The sequence below is a fragment of the Dyella ginsengisoli genome (assembly GCF_044904665.1).
GTDB lineage: Bacteria > Pseudomonadota > Gammaproteobacteria > Xanthomonadales > Rhodanobacteraceae > Dyella_A > Dyella_A ginsengisoli.
Genome location: NZ_JADIKM010000001.1, coordinates 136,943 through 153,293, shown reverse-complemented (window position 1 = coordinate 153,293; position 16,351 = coordinate 136,943). Strand labels below are relative to the sequence as shown.

Genomic DNA, 16,351 nt, shown 5'->3' with positions numbered 1-16,351 from the left:
CGGGTGCGCCCGCGCGCCCGGCAATACCGGCTCGCGCTCGGCGTGCTGCTGGTGGCGGTGCTGGGCGCTGGCGCGCTGGCCGGCTGCGATCATCGCGAGGCATCGACGCAAACCCTCAGCTTCTGGACCTTCGGCCCCGAGGGTGAGGCGGTGCAGGCGCTGCTGCCCGCGTTCGAGCGGGCGCATCCGGACATCAAGGTCAGCGTGCAGCAGCTGCCGCTGAGCGCCGCGCACCAGAAGCTGCTCACCGCCTACGCCGGCGGCTCGATGCCGGACATGATGCAGCTGGGCAACACCTGGCTGCCGGAGATGGTCGCGCTGAATGCGGTGGAGCCGCTGGACGCGCGCGCGCGCGGCTCGACCAGCGTGGTGCCGGGCGACTACTTCGACAGCATCTGGGCCACCAACGTGATCGACGGCCGGCTCTACGGTGTGCCGTGGTACGTCGACACGCGGCTGCTGTTCTATCGCGTCGACCTGCTCAAGGCGGCCGGTTTCGACCACCCGCCGCGCGACTGGGCCGAATGGCGCCGCATGCTTGCGGCGCTGAGCGATCCGGCCGCACACCGCTACGGCATCCTGCTGCCCACCAACGAGTACGAGCAGCTGATGTCGCTGGCACTGGAGCAGCCCGACCCGCTGCTGCGCGACGGCAACCGCTACGGCAACTTCGAGAGCGCCGGTTTCAAGCGCGCGCTGCGCTTCTACGTCGATACCTTCCGCGAGCAGCAGGCGCCGGCGATCAGCAACGTGGTGGCCGGCAATCCGTGGGAGGAGTTCGGCCGCGGCGTGTATGCGTTCTATCTGTCCGGGCCGTGGAACATCGGCGAGTTCCGCTCCCGGCTACCGGCGGACCAGCAGGCGCGCTGGTCGACCGCGCGCCTGCCCGGGCCGGACGGCCCCGGCGCCGGCGCGGCCGGCGGCGCCAGCCTGGTGGTGTTCCGCCACTCGGCGCACAAGGACGCGGCCTGGGCGCTGATCGAATACCTCTCGCAGCCGCAGGTGCAGCGGCGCTTCTACGCGCTGGTGGGCGACATGCCGCCGCGACGCAGCGCCTGGGACGGCGGCGAGCTGAGCCGCGATGCCCAGGCGCGCGCGTTTCGCGAGCAGCTGGAGCACGTCAAGCCGACGCCACCGGTGCCCGAGTGGGAGCGCATCGCCAACGAGATGCAGCTGGTGGCCGCGCGGGTAATCGCCGGCGAGCTGACCGTCGACCAGGCCTGCGCGGAACTGGACAAGCGTGTCGACGCGATCCTGGAAAAGCGCCGCTGGGTGCTGGCCCGTCGCGAGGGTGCGCGATGAATCCACCGCGCACCGCCTGGCTGTTCCTGGCGCCCGCGCTGATGGTGATCGGCGTGTTCTTCGCGCTGCCGGTGCTCGGTGCGCTGGTGCTGAGCTTCACCGACTACGACCTGTACGCGCTGGCCGATCCGCACAACGTGCGCTTCGTCGGCCTGCACAACTACCTCGCGCTGCTGCAGCGCCCGCTGTTCTGGGCGGCGCTGGGCCACACGGTGTACTTCGTGGCGGTGGCGGTGCCGCTGTCGATGGCGGTGTCGCTGGGCGGCGCGCTGCTGCTGAATTCGCCGCTGGCGCGTGCGCAGGCGCTCTTCCGCACCGCGCTGTTCGCGCCGGTGGTGACCACCGTGGTGGCGGTGGCAATCATCTGGCGCTACCTGTTCAACACCAAGTACGGCGTGGTGAACGCGCTGCTCGACGCGCTGGGCGTGCACCCGGTGGACTGGCTGGGCGATCCGCACTGGGCGATGCCCACCATCATCCTTTTCGCGGTGTGGAAGAACTTCGGCTACAACATGATCATCTTCCTCGCCGGGCTGCAGGCGATCCCTTCGGCGCTGTACGAGGCCGCGCGCATCGACGGCGCCTCGCCGTGGCGGCAGTTCCGCCACATCACCGTGCCGATGCTGCGACCGACGCTGCTGATGGTGGCGATCCTCACCGTGTCGGGCTACTTCCAGCTGTTCGCCGAACCCTACGTGATCACCGAGGGCGGCCCGCTGCAGAGCACGGTGAGCGTGCTCTACCTGATGTACGACGAGGGCTTCACCTGGTGGAACCTGGGCTCGGCCTCGGCGGTGGCGTTCGCGTTGTTCATCGTGATGTTCGCAGTGACCGCGCTGATGCTGCGGCTGGCGCGGCGCGACCCGTCCGAGAGCGAGCCGGCATGAGCCCGCGCATCGCCCGGGTGGTCGTCAACGGCCTGCTGCTCGCCGGCACCGCGGTGGCGCTGTTTCCGCTGGCGTGGATGGTGTCGGTGTCGTTCATGCACCCGGGCGAGTCGGGCACGTTGCCGCCGCCGCTGTGGCCCGCGCACGCCACGCTGGAGAACTACCGCACGCTGTTCGTGCGCGCGGGCATGGGTCGCTATCTCGCCAACAGCCTGGCGGTGGCAAGTTCCATCACGCTGCTGTCGCTGGCATGCAACCTGATGGCCGGCTATGCGTTCGCCAAACTGCGCTTCCGCGGTCGCGCGGCGCTGTTCAAGGGGCTGCTGGGCGCGCTGGTGATTCCCGCGCAGGTGGCGATGCTGCCATTGTTCCTGCTGCTGAAATACCTGGGGCTGGTGAACAGCTATGCCGGCGTGGTGCTGCCGGCGCTGGCCAGCGTGTTCGGCATTTTCCTGGTGCGCCAGTACGCGCGCGGCATTCCGCGCGAACTGCTGGAGGCCGCACGCCTCGACGGCGCCGGCGAGGCGCGCATCTTCGTGCAGATCGTGCTGCCGCTGCTCAAGCCGATCGTGGTGACGCTGGCGATCGTCACCTTCCTCACCGCGTGGAACGACTTCATGTGGCCGCTGATCGTGCTGACCGGGCAGGACCACTACACGCTGCCGATCGGCCTGGCCTCGCTGGCGCGCGAGCACGCGCGCGACACCGAACTGATGATGGCCGGCGCGGTGATCACCGTACTGCCGGTGCTGGCGCTGTTCCTGGCGCTGCAGCGCTACTACCTGCAGGGCCTGCTGCTGGGCAGCGTGAAGCGATGAACACGACGGGCTTTCCGCGGCTGCCGCTGCGTTACCGGCTGGCCTGGATGCTGCTGTGGTTCGCGCTGCTCGGTGCCCTGGCGATGTTCGGTGGCCGGTCGCCGGCACCAGCTGCGTCTGCCACGCGGCCACAGCTGCGCCAGGCCGGGCTGTCCGGTGCTGACGCCAACAGCGGCCCGGCAGACGAGCGCGCACGCCGCGGCGCTGGCGCAGCGGCCGAGACGGCGTTCCGGCAGCCTTGATGGCGAGCATGGCAGCTGTGTCCGTGCCCGCTGGCGGCGTGATTGTGGTGATGGGCGTGTCCGGCAGCGGCAAGAGCACCTTCGGTGCCACGCTGGCCAAAGTCATGCATGCGCGCTTTCTGGATGCCGACGACCTGCATCCGCCCGCCAACCGCCGCAAGATGGCCGCCGGCATCGCACTGGACGACGACGATCGCCGCGCGTGGCTCAACGCCGTGGCCGTCTGGATGGCCAAACGCGGCGACGACGGCGAGCCCGGCGTGGTCGCCTGCTCGGCGCTGCGCCGGCGTTATCGCGACCGCCTGCGCGCGGCCGGCGGCGTGGTGCGCTTCGTGTATCTGGAGGTGCCTCGCGCGGAGCTGGAGCAACGCATGCGCTCGCGCCGGCATTTCATGCCGGTGGCGCTGCTGGACAGCCAGCTGGCCACGCTGGAGCCCCCGGGCCAGGATGAAGCCGCCTGCATCGTCGATGGCACCCTGCCGCTGGAGGAAAACCTGCGACGCGTCCTCGGATGGCTGACCTCACCGGGGTAGGAGCCCGCTCGCGGGCGATGCTCTTCGCTCTGAATCGACATCAAAGCCAGGTGCATCCCCCGGGAGCGGGCTCCTATCGGCGCAATGCGGATGGCGTTAGAACCTGCCGGCGCGGAAGTCGGCGATCGCCTCGTGGATCTGCTCGGCGGTGTTCATCACGAAGGGGCCGTAGCGGGCGACCGGCTCCTTCAGCGGCTGGCCGGCGACCAGCAGCACGCGCGCAGGCGCATCGCCGCCGGCGATGGTCACCGACTCGCCCTTGGTCAACACCGCCAGCTCGCTGCGCGAAAGCGTTTCGCCGGCGACCTGCGCCGACTCGCCCTCGAACACGTAGGCGAACGCGCTGTGCCCTTCCGGCAGCGGCACGGTGACCGAGGCACCCGGCTGCACGGCGAGATCCAGGTAGATCGGCGCGGTGGCGATGCCGCTCACCGGGCCGCTGGCGCCGCCGAAGTCGCCGGCGATCACGCGGGCCTCGACGCCATCGGCCGGACGCACCACGGGGATCTTTTCCGGCGCGATGTCCTGGTAGCGCGGGGCGGTCATCTTGTCCTTCGCCGGCAGGTTCACCCACAGCTGGAAACCCCACATCAGGCCATTCTCCTGCTGCGGCATTTCCGAATGCAGGATGCCGCGACCGGCGGTCATCCACTGCACGCTGCCGGGGCCGAGGTCGCCGCGGTTGCCGTGGTTGTCGCCGTGCTGCATGTGGCCGGCCAGCATGTACGTCACCGTTTCGAAGCCGCGGTGCGGATGCTCGGGGAAGCCGGCGATGTAGTCGTCGGCCTGGTCGGAGCGAAACTCGTCCAGCAGCAGGAACGGGTCGAGCATGTCCAGCGCGGGCTGGCCGATGACGCGCTTGAGCTTCACCCCCGCGCCGTCGGCGGTGTCCGTGCCGCGGATACGGCGGAAGATGCGACGCTCGGTCATGACAGTGCTCCGGTGGATTGAGGCACCCAAGATGATCGCGCTTGGCGTCGAAGCCAAGCGCGCCGTCGGGAACGGATTGTTCGGCAGTGGCAACGACGGTGCCGCGCAACGTTCAACGAGCGCAGACGCCAGCCGTCACCCCGCGCCCGGCGGCCACCCTGATCGAATGCTTCGACAGCGCTGGATGATGATGATGCGCATGCATGGAGATGGCCACCCCCACGCGTCGAAAGTCAGGGATGACCGGATGGCCCGCGCGAGGCGTGTCGGGAGATCGCCGCGCGGTTCAAGGAGGGGTGCGGAACCGACCAGTGCCGTCAATCCGCGCGGCCCCCTTGAGCCGTCACGCCCGCGAGATGCCTCCCTCCAGCAGCCGGCTGATCATGCGGGGAGTCGCTCTCAACGGCGAGAAGCAGATGGATTCCCGCGTGGCCAGACGTTCGTCTGTTGAGAGCCGCGGGAAGACGAGGGCGGAATCGGGACGGCACCACGCGGCCCGGCATCACCCACGGGAGGCCCGGGAAAGCGCCTCCGGCGAGCCGCGTGCATCAAGCGGTGCGCAGCAAGCCCGGCCGGCTGCACTGGCGAGACCACGTCTGTCGTCGGCTCGCCCGCCGCTGATTCCTCAATGCACCCAGTGCCCGCTGCGATGCCGCGGCGGCGCGGCGGCTTCTTCGCTGTCGGCGGCGAGGGCCTGGACCTGGGCGTCGAGTTCGGCCTCGGTGGCCGGGTGCTCCTGCCAGTACTGGCTCACCGCGCCGAGCACCGCCGGCACCTGCGACAGGCATTCGTCGTATTCGTCGTCGCTGAGCTTCTCGAACTCGGCATCGGCGTTGAGGATGCCCTCGTCCACGGCCAGCGCCATCACCGGGCCAAGCAGTTCCATCAGCTCCGGGTCTTCGGCCAGGCGCTTCTCCCACAGCCCGGCGCGCAGGTCGATGCCGCGGCTGAAGCCCTCGCACCAGCCGGCGGCGCTGAGCGCCGGACCCATGTCGGTGTCGATCTCGCCGAGGATCGGCTCGTAGGCGTCGACGTCCAGCTCGGCCTCGATCGAGTCGTTGAGCTTGGCCAGCAGGGCGAGCACGCGGTTGCCTTCGTCTTCGTCGGCGAACGGGTGGTGCAGCACTTCGGGCAGCCACTCCTCGGGCGTCACCAGCATCGGGCCGACCGCCAGCGCGGAGAGCAGGCCGTGCACGCCGTCGAGCAGCAGACTGTCGTCCTCGGCATGCGCGCGCAGGTAGCGGTCCAGTTCATCCAGTTCGCTGTCGTCGAGCGAGCTGGGCCAATCGTTGGAAGAGGTGTTCATGGGTGTCAGATGTCCAGGTCCAGCGTCACCGGCGTGTGGTCGGATGGCCGCTCCCAGCGGCGCGGTTCGCGGTCGATGGTGGCGGCGCGCGCGCGCGGCTTGAGCGCCTCGCCGATGAGGATCAGGTCGATGCGCAGGCCCATGTTGCGCCGGAACGCCGCCTGCCGGTAGTCCCACCAGCTGAAGTGGCCGGCGTCGGTTTCGAACAGGCGGAAGCTGTCGTGCAGGCCGAGCTCGGTGATCGCCTTCAGCGCGGCGCGCTCGGGCGGCGAGCACAGGATGTCCTCGCCCCAGGCGACCGGATCGTAGACGTCGCGATCGTCCGGGCAGATGTTGAAGTCGCCCAGCACCACCAGGTTCGGATGGCGCTCCAGCTCGGCGGCGAGGAACTCGCGCACGCGGGCCATCCAGTCCAGCTTGTAGGCGTACTTCTCGTCGCCCACCGCCTTGCCGTTGACCACGTACAGGTCGACCACGCGCAGCTCGCCGACGGTGGCGGCGAGGATGCGCCGCTGCGGATCGTCCAGCCCGGGAATGTCGGTGACCACGTCGGCGAACGCCGGCTGGGTATCCGCCCGCGCCAGCAGCGCCACGCCGTTGTAGGTCTTCTGCCCCGCATACACCGCGCGGTAGCCGGCGGCGGCGAGTGCGTCGACCGGAAACTTGGCGTCCTCCAGCTTGGTTTCCTGCAGCGCCACCACGTCGGGCTGCGCATCGGCCAGCCACTGGGTGAGATGCGGCAGGCGCACGTTGAGCGAGTTGACGTTCCAGCTGGCGATCTTCATCGGCGCATTGTAAGGGAGCGGCGCCGGTGTCGCTCCGCGGCTCAGGCGTCGGGTGCTGCCAGGTGCACCGGCGCGGGCAGCGACGGCAACGGTGAGCTGCAGCGGACTTGCGATGGAGATGGTGCTGGCTTGCCGTCCTCGGCGGCATAGCCGATCACCACGTCGCCCCGGCTCCGGCATGTCGCGGCGACCTGCGCGACGATGGCCAACGGATCGCCCTGTGCCAGCGAGCGGCCGCCGATCGACACCACCTTGGCGCCCGGTCGCAAGGCCTTGCAGCGCGGCAGTGGCTGATCCAGCCGGATGCCGTCGGGGTTGTTGCCGAAACTGACCATGCCGCCGCAATCGCTCGCCATCAGGTGGAACATCACCTTGCCGAGATAGGCGCGGCGGGTGTCGGCGTCTAGCACGGTCTCGTGTTGCACGCGCACGCCCAGCGCTGTCCATGCCTCCACCAGGCGAGGCGCGAAGGCGCCCGGGCTGGTCACCGCGTCCATCAGGCCCGCGCGCACCGATGGCGCAAGGCTCGCCGGCATCAAATCCTGCCACTGGTATCCCGGCTGTCGATCGCGCAAATGGGCTTGGCGCAGTCGCCGCCACAATCCGAAATAGCCGCGCGCCGGATCGGCCGGATCGGCCGCCAGCGCCAGCGCGGACATCAGCGCGGCACCGCAGTCGTAGGGCATCTGGCCGGGCTGCGGATGCGCAGCGAGGGTGGCGGCGATGCCCGCGTCGTGCGGCAGCGCCAGCAGGCAGGCGTTGTACGAGCGCGCCACCGCGTTCCACATTTCCTGGCGCGACTGCCCCAGCACCTGCGCCGTGGCGAAGATCCGCGCCAGCTCGGCGCCGCCCTCCTTGGCCAGGAGCGCCTCTCCTTCGGGCGAACCCAGCGTGGCGTCGCTGTCCCAGCTGTGGAAGAGCTCGTGCGCGAGGAAGCCGGTGAGCTGGTCGGCCGTGGCGCGGTCGACCTGTTTCCAGGCGTCCCCGTAGAGGCCGAGCGCGATCGCCGCAGGAAGGTGATCGCCCTTGTAGTCGCGGGCGCCGCGCGGCGTGGGCCGGTTGAAGACGAACAACATCGGCACCGATGCCGGCCCCATGGTGCGTGTGTACAGATCGACCAGCGCCGGCACCTGGGCGGCGATGCGCCGGCGGATCCACGTCGGCGTGCCGCGATCACTCACCAGCATCAGGGCACCGTGACGCAGCACATCAGGATGACCGAACGCGACATAGCCCTCCGGCTGCGCCATGTCACTGGCCAGCGGCGCGCGTTGCGCGCGGCCGTAGCCGATCACCTGGTCGCCGCGTGAAGGCTGCCAGCGCGGGCACAGCGACGTCGCCGTGTCGGCGGCCAGGAACAGCGGTGTGTATACCGCCACGGTGCCATCGGTGAAGCGCAGGTACGGCGGGTAGGCGCCGTCCTCGATCGGCGCGTCGGCGCTCACGTCCATGCGCAGGTGCAGCGTGCGTTGACCGGGCCTCGCCGGTGACAGCGTGGTCTCGCCGATCCGCGCCGATCCGTCCGGCGAGGTCCACAGCCTGGTCCGGCGATATGGCGCCAGGTCGGTCATGCTCAGCGTGTCCACGCCCGCCGGAAGGGTGACGAAGGCATCGACCGCGTGCGTGCCGGCGTCGTAGCGCACGTCCACCGGCACGCAGCCGGCGCGGGCGCGAACGCTCGCCAGCGCGACCGTGGCGGCAAGCGCGATAAGCAGACGTTTCATCGGCGGCATCCGGTGGGTGCGGAGCGACCATTGAAAAGGGCGTGTACGTCACCGCACACGCCCCAGAGGTCACGAAGGCCCCATGACCTTCGACTCAGGCGATCAGGCCGTGGCTGCGCAGCAGCGCTTCCGGCTCGGGCTTGCGGCCGCGGAAGGCGACGAAGCTTTCCAGCGCCGGGCGGCTGGCGCCCACGGCCAGCACCTCGCTGCGGAAGCGGGCGCCGGTGTCGGCGTCGATCACGCTGCCGCTGCGGGTGGACGCCTCCTCGAACGCGCCGAAGGCGTCGGCGCTGAGCAGTTCCGCCCACAGGTAGCTGTAGTAGCCGGCCGCGTAGCCGCCCGCAAAGATGTGGCTGAAGGCGTGCGGGAAGCGCTGCCATGCCGGCGGGTGCAGCACCGCCACTTCCTTGCGCACCTGCTCCAGTACGGCCATCGGACGCGCGCCCTGGGCCGGGTCGTAGTCGCGGTGCAGGAGGAAATCGAACAGCGCGAATTCGAGCTGGCGCACCAGGAACAGGCCGGCGTGGAAATGCCGTGCGGCGAGCATGCGCTGGAACAGTTCTTCCGGCAGGCGTTCGCCGGTCTGCCAGTGGCGCGCGAACAGGTCCAGCGCCTCGCGGTTCCAGCCGAAGTTCTCCATGAACTGGCTGGGCAGTTCCACCGCGTCCCACTCCACGCCGTCGATGCCGCCGATCGAGGGCAGGCTCACCTCGGTCAGCAGGTGGTGCAGGCCGTGACCGAACTCGTGGAACATCGTGAGCACGTCGTCGTGGGTGAGCAGCGCCGGCTTGCCCTCGGTGGGCGGCGCGAAGTTGCAGGTGAGGAAGGCCACCGGCAGCTGCTTCGTATCGCCGTCGTCGAAGCGCGCGCGGCACACGTCCATCCACGCGCCGCCGCGCTTGCCGCTGCGCGCATAGAGGTCGACGTAGGCGCCGGCGAACACGCGGCCGTCGGCGTCCTTCACGTCGTAGTAGCGCACGTCCGGATGCCATACATCGACGCCGTCGCGCGGCGCGAGATCAATGCCGTAGAGCTTGCGGGTGATCGCCCACAGGCCGTCGATCACCGCCGGCAGCGGGAAGTACGGCTTGAGCTGCTCCTCGTCCAGCGCGTACTGCTGCTGGCGCAGTTTTTCCGCGGCGTAGGTGATGTCCCAGGGTTCGAGATTGTCGAGCTTGAGCTGCTCGCTGGCGAACGTGCGCAGCGCGTCCAGCTCCTGCCTGGCGACCGGCTTGGCGCGCGCGGCGAGGTCACGCAGGAAGCTGAGCACCTCGTCCGGCGAGGAGGCCATCTTGGTGGCCAACGACTCCTCGGCGGCGTTGGCGAAGCCCAGCAGCTGCGCCGCCTCGTGGCGCAGCGCCATGATCTGTTCGATGCGCGCGCTGTTGTCGTACTTGCCCGCATGCGGGCCCTGGTCGGAGGCGCGCGTCTGGTAGGCCCAGTACACGCGCTCGCGCAGCTCGCGCTTGTCGGCGTAGCTGAGCACCGCCTGCACGCTGGGCTGCTTGAGCGTGACCAGGAACCCCTCCAGCTCCTGCTCCCTGGCGTACTGGCGCAGCACCGCGCGGCCGGACTCGGGCACGCCGGCGAGGTCGCGCTCGTCGGTGATGTGCTCGTGCCAGGCGTCCGTGGCGTCCAGCACGGCGTTGGAGAACTCGGTGGACAGCTTGGACAGCGCCACGCCGATCTCGCGGAAGCGGCTGCGCGCCGGCTCCTCCAGCGCCACGCCGGACAGGCGGAAGTCGCGCAGCGCATGCTCGACCAGCGAACGCTCCGCACGCGGCAGCGCGGCGAAGTCCGGCGCGTCGGCCAGTGCCTGCACGGCGGCGTAGAGGTCGCGGTTCTGGCCCAGCTCCAGCGCGTGGTCGGTGAGCTTTTCCTCGGCCGGACCGTAGGCCTCGCGCAGCGCCGGGGTGTCGGCCACCGAATGCAGGTGGCCGACCGGCGCCCACGCGCGCGCCAGCCGCTGCTCCAGCCGCTCCTGGCCCAGCATCACCGTGGCGAAATCGCGCGGCGCGTCAGCCGCGGTCATCGCGGCGATGGCGGCGCGGTAGTCGGCCAGCAGCGTGTCGACCGCCGGACCCACGTGCTCGGGGCGGATCGCCGAGAACGGCGGCAGCGGCGCGTCGGACAGCAGGGGGTTGCCGGTGGGGGCGGTATCGGAAGCCATGGGATCTCCTACGTGGTGGACCAGCGTGGCGACCGCGTGGGGCGAAATCAAGCGGCGGTGCGGGCTGCGGCGCGGTTCTGTCACATCGCCCGCCTAGCATCGGCGCGATGGCCCGCGCCGCCGCCCACCTGCTCCTGCTGAATCACCCGCTGTTCGCCGGGCTGGACGAGCCGACGCGCCACGCGCTGGCCGACGACCTGGTGCCGTTCGGCCTGCCCGGCGGGCGGCCGCTGTTCAAGGCCGGCGAGCCGGCCGACGCGCTGTACCTGCTGGTCAGCGGCAGCCTCGGCGTGTTCGATGGACCGACCCGCCTGGTGCAGCAGATCGGCGCCGGCATGAGCGTGGGCGAAACCAGCCTGCTCGGCGGCGACGCCCGCCACCGCACCGTGCGCGCCCTGCGCGACAGCGAGCTGCTGCGGCTGGATCGCGCTGCGTTCGAGGCGCTGCTGCGTCGGCATCCGGATCTGCTGCTGCGGTTGGCACGCGACACCGTGGCGCGACTGCAGCCGCGGGTCCGCGAGGACGACCGGCCCGGCACGCCACGCACCTTCGCCCTGCTGCCGGCCGAGCCGTCGGTGCCCGCGCGCACGCTGGCGATACAGCTGGCGCGCGCGCTGGAACCCTACGGCAGCAGCCTGGTACTCGACGCGCAGCAGGGCCGCGGGCGTGGCGCGGAGTGGTTCGCCGAGCGCGAGGCGCAGGTGCGCTTCGTGATCTACCTCGACGAGGGTCGCGACGACGCCTGGCGCCAGCGCTGCCTGCGCCAGGCCGACGTGCTGCTGCCGGCGGCGCGGGCCAGCGAGGCGGCGCGGCCGTGGCCGGATCTGGCGCATCCGGCAGTGGCGCGGCACCGGCCGCGGCACCTGCTGCTGGTGCATCCCGGCCACCAGGTGGCGCTGGGCTGCACCGCGCGCTGGCGCGGCCAGTTCAGTGGCGCGCTGATGCACCACCACGTCTGCCGCGCGGCCGACATGGCACGCGTGGCGCGGCTGGTCAGCGGCCACGGCCGCGGCTTGGTGCTGGCCGGCGGCGGCGCGCGCGGGCTGGCGCACCTGGGTGCGTTGCGCGCATTGGCCGAAGCCGGGCATCAGTTCGACGCGGTCGGCGGCAGCAGCATCGGCGCCATCGTCGGTGCCGGCGTAGCCGCGGGTTGGGCCATCGACGAATGGCAGGCGCGCTGCGTGAACGCGTTCCTGCGCGGGCGGCTGCTGTCGGACTGGACGCTGCCGATCGTGGCGCTGACCCGCGGCGCGCGGGCCACGCGCACGCTGCGCGATACCTTCGGCGCGCTGGCGATCGAGGATCTGCCGCTGCCGTTCTTCTGCGTCGCCACCAGCCTGTCCGGCGCCGGCCAGTGCGTGCAGCGGCACGGCCCGCTGTGGCGAGCGTTACGCGCGTCCAGCGCGATTCCCGGCGTGCTGCCGCCGGTACTGCACGGTGGCGAGGTGCTGGTGGACGGCGCGCTGGTGAACAACCTGCCCACCGACGTGATGGCCGCCGACGGGCTGGCGCACATCACCGCGCTGGACATCCGCGCCGAGATCACTCTGCGCGCCGCGGTCGACGAGGCGATGACGCCGCCCCTGTGGCGCCTGGCCTTCCAGCGCGGGCGTCGGCCGGGGCTGGTTTCCAGCCTGGTGCGCGCCGGCATGGTCAGCGGCGAGGCCGCCGCGCTGGAACGCCGCGCGCTGGCCCATCGGCTGGTGACCCCATCGCTCGACCACGTCGGCGTGCTCGACTGGAAGGACTGGCGGCGAGCGATCGAGGCCGGATATCGGGCGACGGTCGAGATGCTGGAGAAGGAGCGAGGAGTGAGTGGAGTGGAGAGGAGTGAGGAGTGAGAGGAGGGCCGCTGCGGGCGGCGCCACCTGTGCGGAGGCCGCCATCTCTCTCGCTACTCAACGCGGCGTGTCCGGGCATCCCCGGACGCTCTTGCTCTCTCTCACTCCTCACTCCTCTTCACTCACTCCTCGCTCCTAGAATGGCCGCATGAGCATCCGCACCTACCAGGGCCACACCCCCGCGCTCGGCCAGCGCGTCTACGTCGATGCGGCAGCCACGGTGATCGGCCGCGTCGAGCTGGCTGACGACGTCTCGATCTGGCCCGGCGCGGTGCTGCGCGGCGACGTGCACTTCATCCGCGTGGGCGCGCGCAGCAACGTGCAGGACGGCGCCGTGGTGCACGTCACCCACGACGGCCCGTACTCGCCGGGCGGCTTTCCCACGGTGATTGGCGAGGGCGTCACGGTCGGCCACGGCGCGGTGATCCACGCCTGCACCATCGAGGACTACTGCCTGATCGGCATGCACGCCACCGTGCTCGACGGCGCGGTGGTGAGGAAGTACGGCTTCGTCGGCGCCGGCAGCCTGATCCCGCCGGGCAAGGTGGTCGGCGAGCGGGAGCTGTGGCTGGGCAACCCGGCCAGGTGCGTACGCCTGCTGAGCGACCGGCAGGTCGAGCAGATGCACTACTCCGCCGACCACTACGTGCGGATCAAGGACGGCTACCTGGCCGAGGCTGGATGACGCCCCGGCGCGTGCTGTTCCTGTGCAGCCGGCACCGCTTGCGCAGTCCCACGGCGGCGGCTGTATTCGCCGCCTGGCCCGGGCTGGAAGTCGACTCGGCCGGCCTGGCCGACGACGCGGAGACACCGCTCGATCCCGCCCAGCTGGACTGGGCCGATCTCGTGGTAGTGATGGAGGCGCGCCATGCCAGGCGACTGCGCCAACGCTTCGGCTCCCGGCTCGGCGGCAAGCGCGTGGTCAGCATCGACATTCCCGACCGCTACGCGTTCATGCAGCCCGAACTGGTGGCGCTGCTGGAGCAGCGTGTCGGTCCGCTGCTGCGCTGAGGCGTTGTTCAGCGGGCGGCCGCGGCTTCCTCGGCGGCTTCCGCCTTCGCCCGAATCGCGGCAGCGCGCGCCTCGTCCTCGCGCACCACGATCATGCGCTGTGCGTCGAGCTTGCCGGCCAGTAGCGACAACGTGAAGTTGTCGCTGTCCGCCTCGCGCAGCAGGCGCAATTCGCGTTCGGCCTCGTCGAGCTGGCGCGCGTTGATTGCCTGTTCCACCGCGGCCATCGCGTCGGGCATCTGCTCGCCCAGGTGCTGGCGCGCCACCGCATTGGCGGGATCGAGCTCCAGCACGCTGAGATAGAACTCGTACGCGTTGGCACCGGCCGGCGCCACCAGCCGATGCTCGGCCAGCGCCTGGTCGGCGAGGTTGAGCAGGATGCCCACGCCGTCCTGATCGCCACCCGTGGACGCGTCGGGCGTGGCGGCCTCGTGGCGGCTGCAACCGGCGAGGCCGACGAGCAGGCTGAGCGTGGCGATCGACCAACGGAGCGGACGGCGCAGGGACGGATCGGGCAGACGCATGGGGGCTACTCGATAAAACGCGCGGGGACGGGCCGCGCATGGTGACCGGCGCGCGTGTCAGGCCGGTGACGCCAGGCGCGATCCGGTTACAGGCGGAAGTCCAGCCGCTGGCGCAGGCTCACCGCCACCGGCTGGCCGTTGCGCGTGGCCGGCGCGAACACCCAGCGCTGCACGGCCGTGGTGGCGGCCAGGTCGAACACGCTGCCCGGCTTGGACTGCAGCACCTTGACCGCGTCCACGTGCCCGTCCGGCTGCACGGTGAACTGCACTTGCACCCAGCCTTCGCGACGGCTGCGCCGCGCCTCCTGCGGGTAGTACGGCTCGACCCGGCGCTGCAGCACCGGCGCGGTGGCGGGCACGCTCGGCGCGGGTGCGGGTGCGGATGTCGCCGCGGGCGGGGCGGCTACCGCCGCCGCAACGAGCGGAGCCGCGGCCGGCGCCTGCTCCGGCGCGGGCGCGGGCGCGGGCGCGGCGGCGGCCACCGGTTCGCGGCTCGCCGGCGTCCTTGCCGGAGCCTGCGCTGGCGCGGCCGCGACGGCCGCGGCGGCGAGCGCGCGCTGGTGCTGATCGGCAAGCTGGCCGCGCAGCAGGGTCAGCGTGTAGTTCGCCGGATCGGCGCGGGCGAGCAGGTCGAGCTGGCGCTGCGCCTCGTCGAGCTGCCCGGCGCGGATGGTGGCGCCGACCTGTTCGGCGGCGAACGGGAACAGTTCGCGCAGCGCGTCGCTGGCGACGCTGTTGGACGGCTGCTGCGCGAGCACCGCGAGGTAGCGCTCGAACGCGCTCTGCCCGGTCGGCGCCACCAGCTGCTGCGCGGCGACCGCGGCGCGCGCTTCGCCCAGCAGCTGCTCGACGGAGCGTGGCGCGGTGGGCGGCGCATCGGCGCGGACGATCGAACCGGTGGTCGCCGGTTTGGTGGCGACGTCCTCGGCACGCGTGCGCTGCCACCACGCCCAGGTCAGGGCGCCGCCGCAGGCGAGCAGGATCAGCGTGATCGCGAGGGCGACGCGGAAGTCGCCGCGCTGACGCGCGCGCGGGAACGGGCGGGACTCGGGGAGCATGGGCACGACATCGAAGCACCGGCCAGCCGCCGGCGGCGCGCCAGACTAATGAGCCGATGTTGCGCTCGCGTGGCGTCGCAGTGCGCTCAGCGGGTGGCCGCCTCCAGCGCACCAAGCCAGGCCAGCGCGTGCGCGCGGTCGGTGCCGCACATCGCCGGCTCCGGACGCAGGCTGGCGCACACCGCGGGGCGATCGGGCTGGCCGAACAGGCGGCAGCGGTTGGCGTCATCCAGCTGCACGCAGCGCACGCCGGCGGGCTTGCCGTGCGGCATGCCGGGAATCGGCGTGCTGATCGACGGGGCGATGCAGCAGGCGCCGCAGCCGACGCGGCAGTCCATCGGCGCGCGCCTCAGCCGCGCAGCGCGGCGTACACCGGATCGGTGTCCGGTCGTCGGCCGTGCCACAGCTCGAAGGCGTCGGCGGCGGTCTCCACCAGCATGCCCAGGCCGTCGAAGGCGAACAGCGCGCCGGCGCTCTGCGCCCAGGCGAGGAAGGCGATCGCGGCCTGGCCGTAGCTGAGGTCGTAGCAGAGCGCGCGGCTGCCGACGATGGCGCCGGGCAGCTCGAGCGCGGCGCCGAGCACGCCGGCCGAGGTGGCGTTGAGGATCAGGTTGTAGCTGCCGATGTCCGCCAGGTCGCTCCAGTAGCGCGTGTGCACGCGCTCGGGCTCGCCGATGGCGTCGGCCAGCGCGTCGGCCGGGCCGGGACTGCGGTTGACGATGGTGAGACTCTGCACGCCGGCGTCCAGCAGCGACCAAGCCACGCCGCGCGCCGCGCCGCCTGCACCGAGCAGCAGCGCGTCGTGGCCGCGCAGGTCGACGCGGTGGCGCTCGGTGAGGTCGCGCACCAGGCCGGCGCCGTCGGTGTTGTGCGCGGCGAGACGGCCGTCGTCCAGCCGGGTCAGCACGTTGGCGGTGCCGGCGCGGTGGGCCGCCTCGCTGGCGGTGTCGGCCAGTGCCAACGCCGCGGCCTTGTGCGGCAGCGTGACGTTGGCGCCATGGCCGGCGTCGGCGAAGAAATCGCGCACCGCCTCGGGGAAATCCGCCGGCGCGGCGTCGATGGCGCGGTAGTCCACCGCCAGGCCGAATTGCTCGCCGAACGCGCGGTGGATGCGCGGCGACTGCGAGTGGCCGATCGGATGGCCAAACACGGCGTAGCGGCGGTCGGTCATGACGCGGTTCCTGCTGGTGGATGACCGCACATTCTACCCGCGCCGTGGC

The 16,351-nt window shown here is 71.4% G+C and carries 17 protein-coding genes; 8 read left to right on the top strand and 9 right to left on the bottom strand.

The window, feature by feature from the left end:
* The first annotated feature begins 3 nt into the window (after nt 1-3).
* The 5 genes from ISP17_RS00735 to ISP17_RS00715 are packed head-to-tail and all read left to right on the top strand — an operon-like array spanning nt 4 to nt 3,782.
* Nucleotides 4-1,302: an extracellular solute-binding protein gene (locus ISP17_RS00735; protein WP_404631379.1), complete on the top strand. Its 1,299-nt coding sequence runs from the start codon at nt 4-6 to the stop codon at nt 1,300-1,302.
* Complete coding sequence (locus ISP17_RS00730) at nt 1,299-2,189, top strand: carbohydrate ABC transporter permease (protein ID WP_404629597.1); 891 nt, start codon at nt 1,299-1,301, stop codon at nt 2,187-2,189. Before ISP17_RS00735 ends, ISP17_RS00730 begins: the two co-directional genes overlap by 4 nt.
* Nucleotides 2,186-3,007 (top strand): carbohydrate ABC transporter permease, encoded by an 822-nt coding sequence (locus ISP17_RS00725; RefSeq protein WP_404629596.1) that lies wholly within the window; start codon nt 2,186-2,188, stop codon nt 3,005-3,007. The genes ISP17_RS00730 and ISP17_RS00725 overlap by 4 nt, the downstream gene beginning before the upstream one ends.
* A complete protein-coding gene (locus ISP17_RS00720; protein WP_404629595.1) occupies nt 3,004-3,249 on the top strand; it encodes a hypothetical protein in 246 nt (81 codons plus the stop codon). Before ISP17_RS00725 ends, ISP17_RS00720 begins: the two co-directional genes overlap by 4 nt.
* An 8-nt stretch (nt 3,250-3,257) precedes the next feature.
* Nucleotides 3,258-3,782 (top strand): gluconokinase, encoded by a 525-nt coding sequence (locus ISP17_RS00715; protein WP_404629594.1) that lies wholly within the window; start codon nt 3,258-3,260, stop codon nt 3,780-3,782.
* Nucleotides 3,783-3,878: 96 nt separating this feature from the next.
* On the opposite strand, the gene ISP17_RS00710 is transcribed toward ISP17_RS00715, so the two are convergent.
* The 5 genes from ISP17_RS00710 to ISP17_RS00690 all read right to left on the bottom strand — a co-directional run bounded on the left by ISP17_RS00710 (nt 3,879) and on the right by ISP17_RS00690 (nt 10,697).
* A complete protein-coding gene (locus ISP17_RS00710) occupies nt 3,879-4,712 on the bottom strand; it encodes a pirin family protein (RefSeq protein ID WP_404629593.1) in 834 nt (277 codons plus the stop codon).
* Between the two features lie 625 nt (nt 4,713-5,337).
* A complete protein-coding gene (locus ISP17_RS00705) occupies nt 5,338-6,018 on the bottom strand; it encodes a YecA/YgfB family protein (protein WP_404629592.1) in 681 nt (226 codons plus the stop codon).
* Nucleotides 6,019-6,023: 5 nt separating this feature from the next.
* Nucleotides 6,024-6,803, bottom strand: coding sequence for an exodeoxyribonuclease III (gene xth / locus ISP17_RS00700; protein ID WP_404629591.1), 780 nt, complete (start codon nt 6,801-6,803; stop codon nt 6,024-6,026).
* Between the two features lie 41 nt (nt 6,804-6,844).
* Nucleotides 6,845-8,527 carry a hypothetical protein gene (locus tag ISP17_RS00695; protein ID WP_404629590.1) on the bottom strand — a complete coding sequence of 561 codons (1,683 nt, stop codon included), beginning with the start codon at nt 8,525-8,527 and terminating at the stop codon, nt 6,845-6,847.
* Nucleotides 8,528-8,621: 94 nt separating this feature from the next.
* Complete coding sequence (locus ISP17_RS00690) at nt 8,622-10,697, bottom strand: M3 family metallopeptidase (RefSeq protein ID WP_404629589.1); 2,076 nt, start codon at nt 10,695-10,697, stop codon at nt 8,622-8,624.
* Nucleotides 10,698-10,804: 107 nt separating this feature from the next.
* On the opposite strand from ISP17_RS00690, the gene ISP17_RS00685 reads away from it, so the two are divergent.
* The 3 genes from ISP17_RS00685 to ISP17_RS00675 all read left to right on the top strand — a co-directional run bounded on the left by ISP17_RS00685 (nt 10,805) and on the right by ISP17_RS00675 (nt 13,549).
* On the top strand, nt 10,805-12,538 hold the full coding sequence (locus tag ISP17_RS00685) for a patatin-like phospholipase family protein (protein ID WP_404629588.1): 1,734 nt from the start codon (nt 10,805-10,807) through the stop codon (nt 12,536-12,538).
* Nucleotides 12,539-12,686: 148 nt separating this feature from the next.
* Complete coding sequence (locus tag ISP17_RS00680) at nt 12,687-13,223, top strand: gamma carbonic anhydrase family protein (protein ID WP_404629587.1); 537 nt, start codon at nt 12,687-12,689, stop codon at nt 13,221-13,223.
* Entirely contained in the window at nt 13,220-13,549 is a 330-nt protein-coding gene (locus ISP17_RS00675) for a low molecular weight protein tyrosine phosphatase family protein (protein ID WP_404629586.1), read from the top strand. Before ISP17_RS00680 ends, ISP17_RS00675 begins: the two co-directional genes overlap by 4 nt.
* An 8-nt stretch (nt 13,550-13,557) precedes the next feature.
* On the opposite strand, the gene ISP17_RS00670 is transcribed toward ISP17_RS00675, so the two are convergent.
* From ISP17_RS00670 to aroE, 4 genes are all read right to left on the bottom strand, one after another.
* Nucleotides 13,558-14,073, bottom strand: coding sequence for a hypothetical protein (locus tag ISP17_RS00670; RefSeq protein ID WP_404629585.1), 516 nt, complete (start codon nt 14,071-14,073; stop codon nt 13,558-13,560).
* Between the two features lie 86 nt (nt 14,074-14,159).
* Nucleotides 14,160-15,131, bottom strand: a complete 972-nt coding sequence (locus ISP17_RS00665; RefSeq protein ID WP_404629584.1) for an energy transducer TonB — start codon at nt 15,129-15,131, stop codon at nt 14,160-14,162.
* An 86-nt stretch (nt 15,132-15,217) separates the two neighbouring features.
* On the bottom strand, nt 15,218-15,469 hold the full coding sequence (locus ISP17_RS00660; RefSeq protein ID WP_404629583.1) for a YkgJ family cysteine cluster protein: 252 nt from the start codon (nt 15,467-15,469) through the stop codon (nt 15,218-15,220).
* Nucleotides 15,470-15,480: 11 nt separating this feature from the next.
* Entirely contained in the window at nt 15,481-16,302 is an 822-nt protein-coding gene (gene aroE / locus ISP17_RS00655) for a shikimate dehydrogenase (protein WP_404629582.1), read from the bottom strand.
* Nucleotides 16,303-16,351 lie beyond the last annotated feature (49 nt).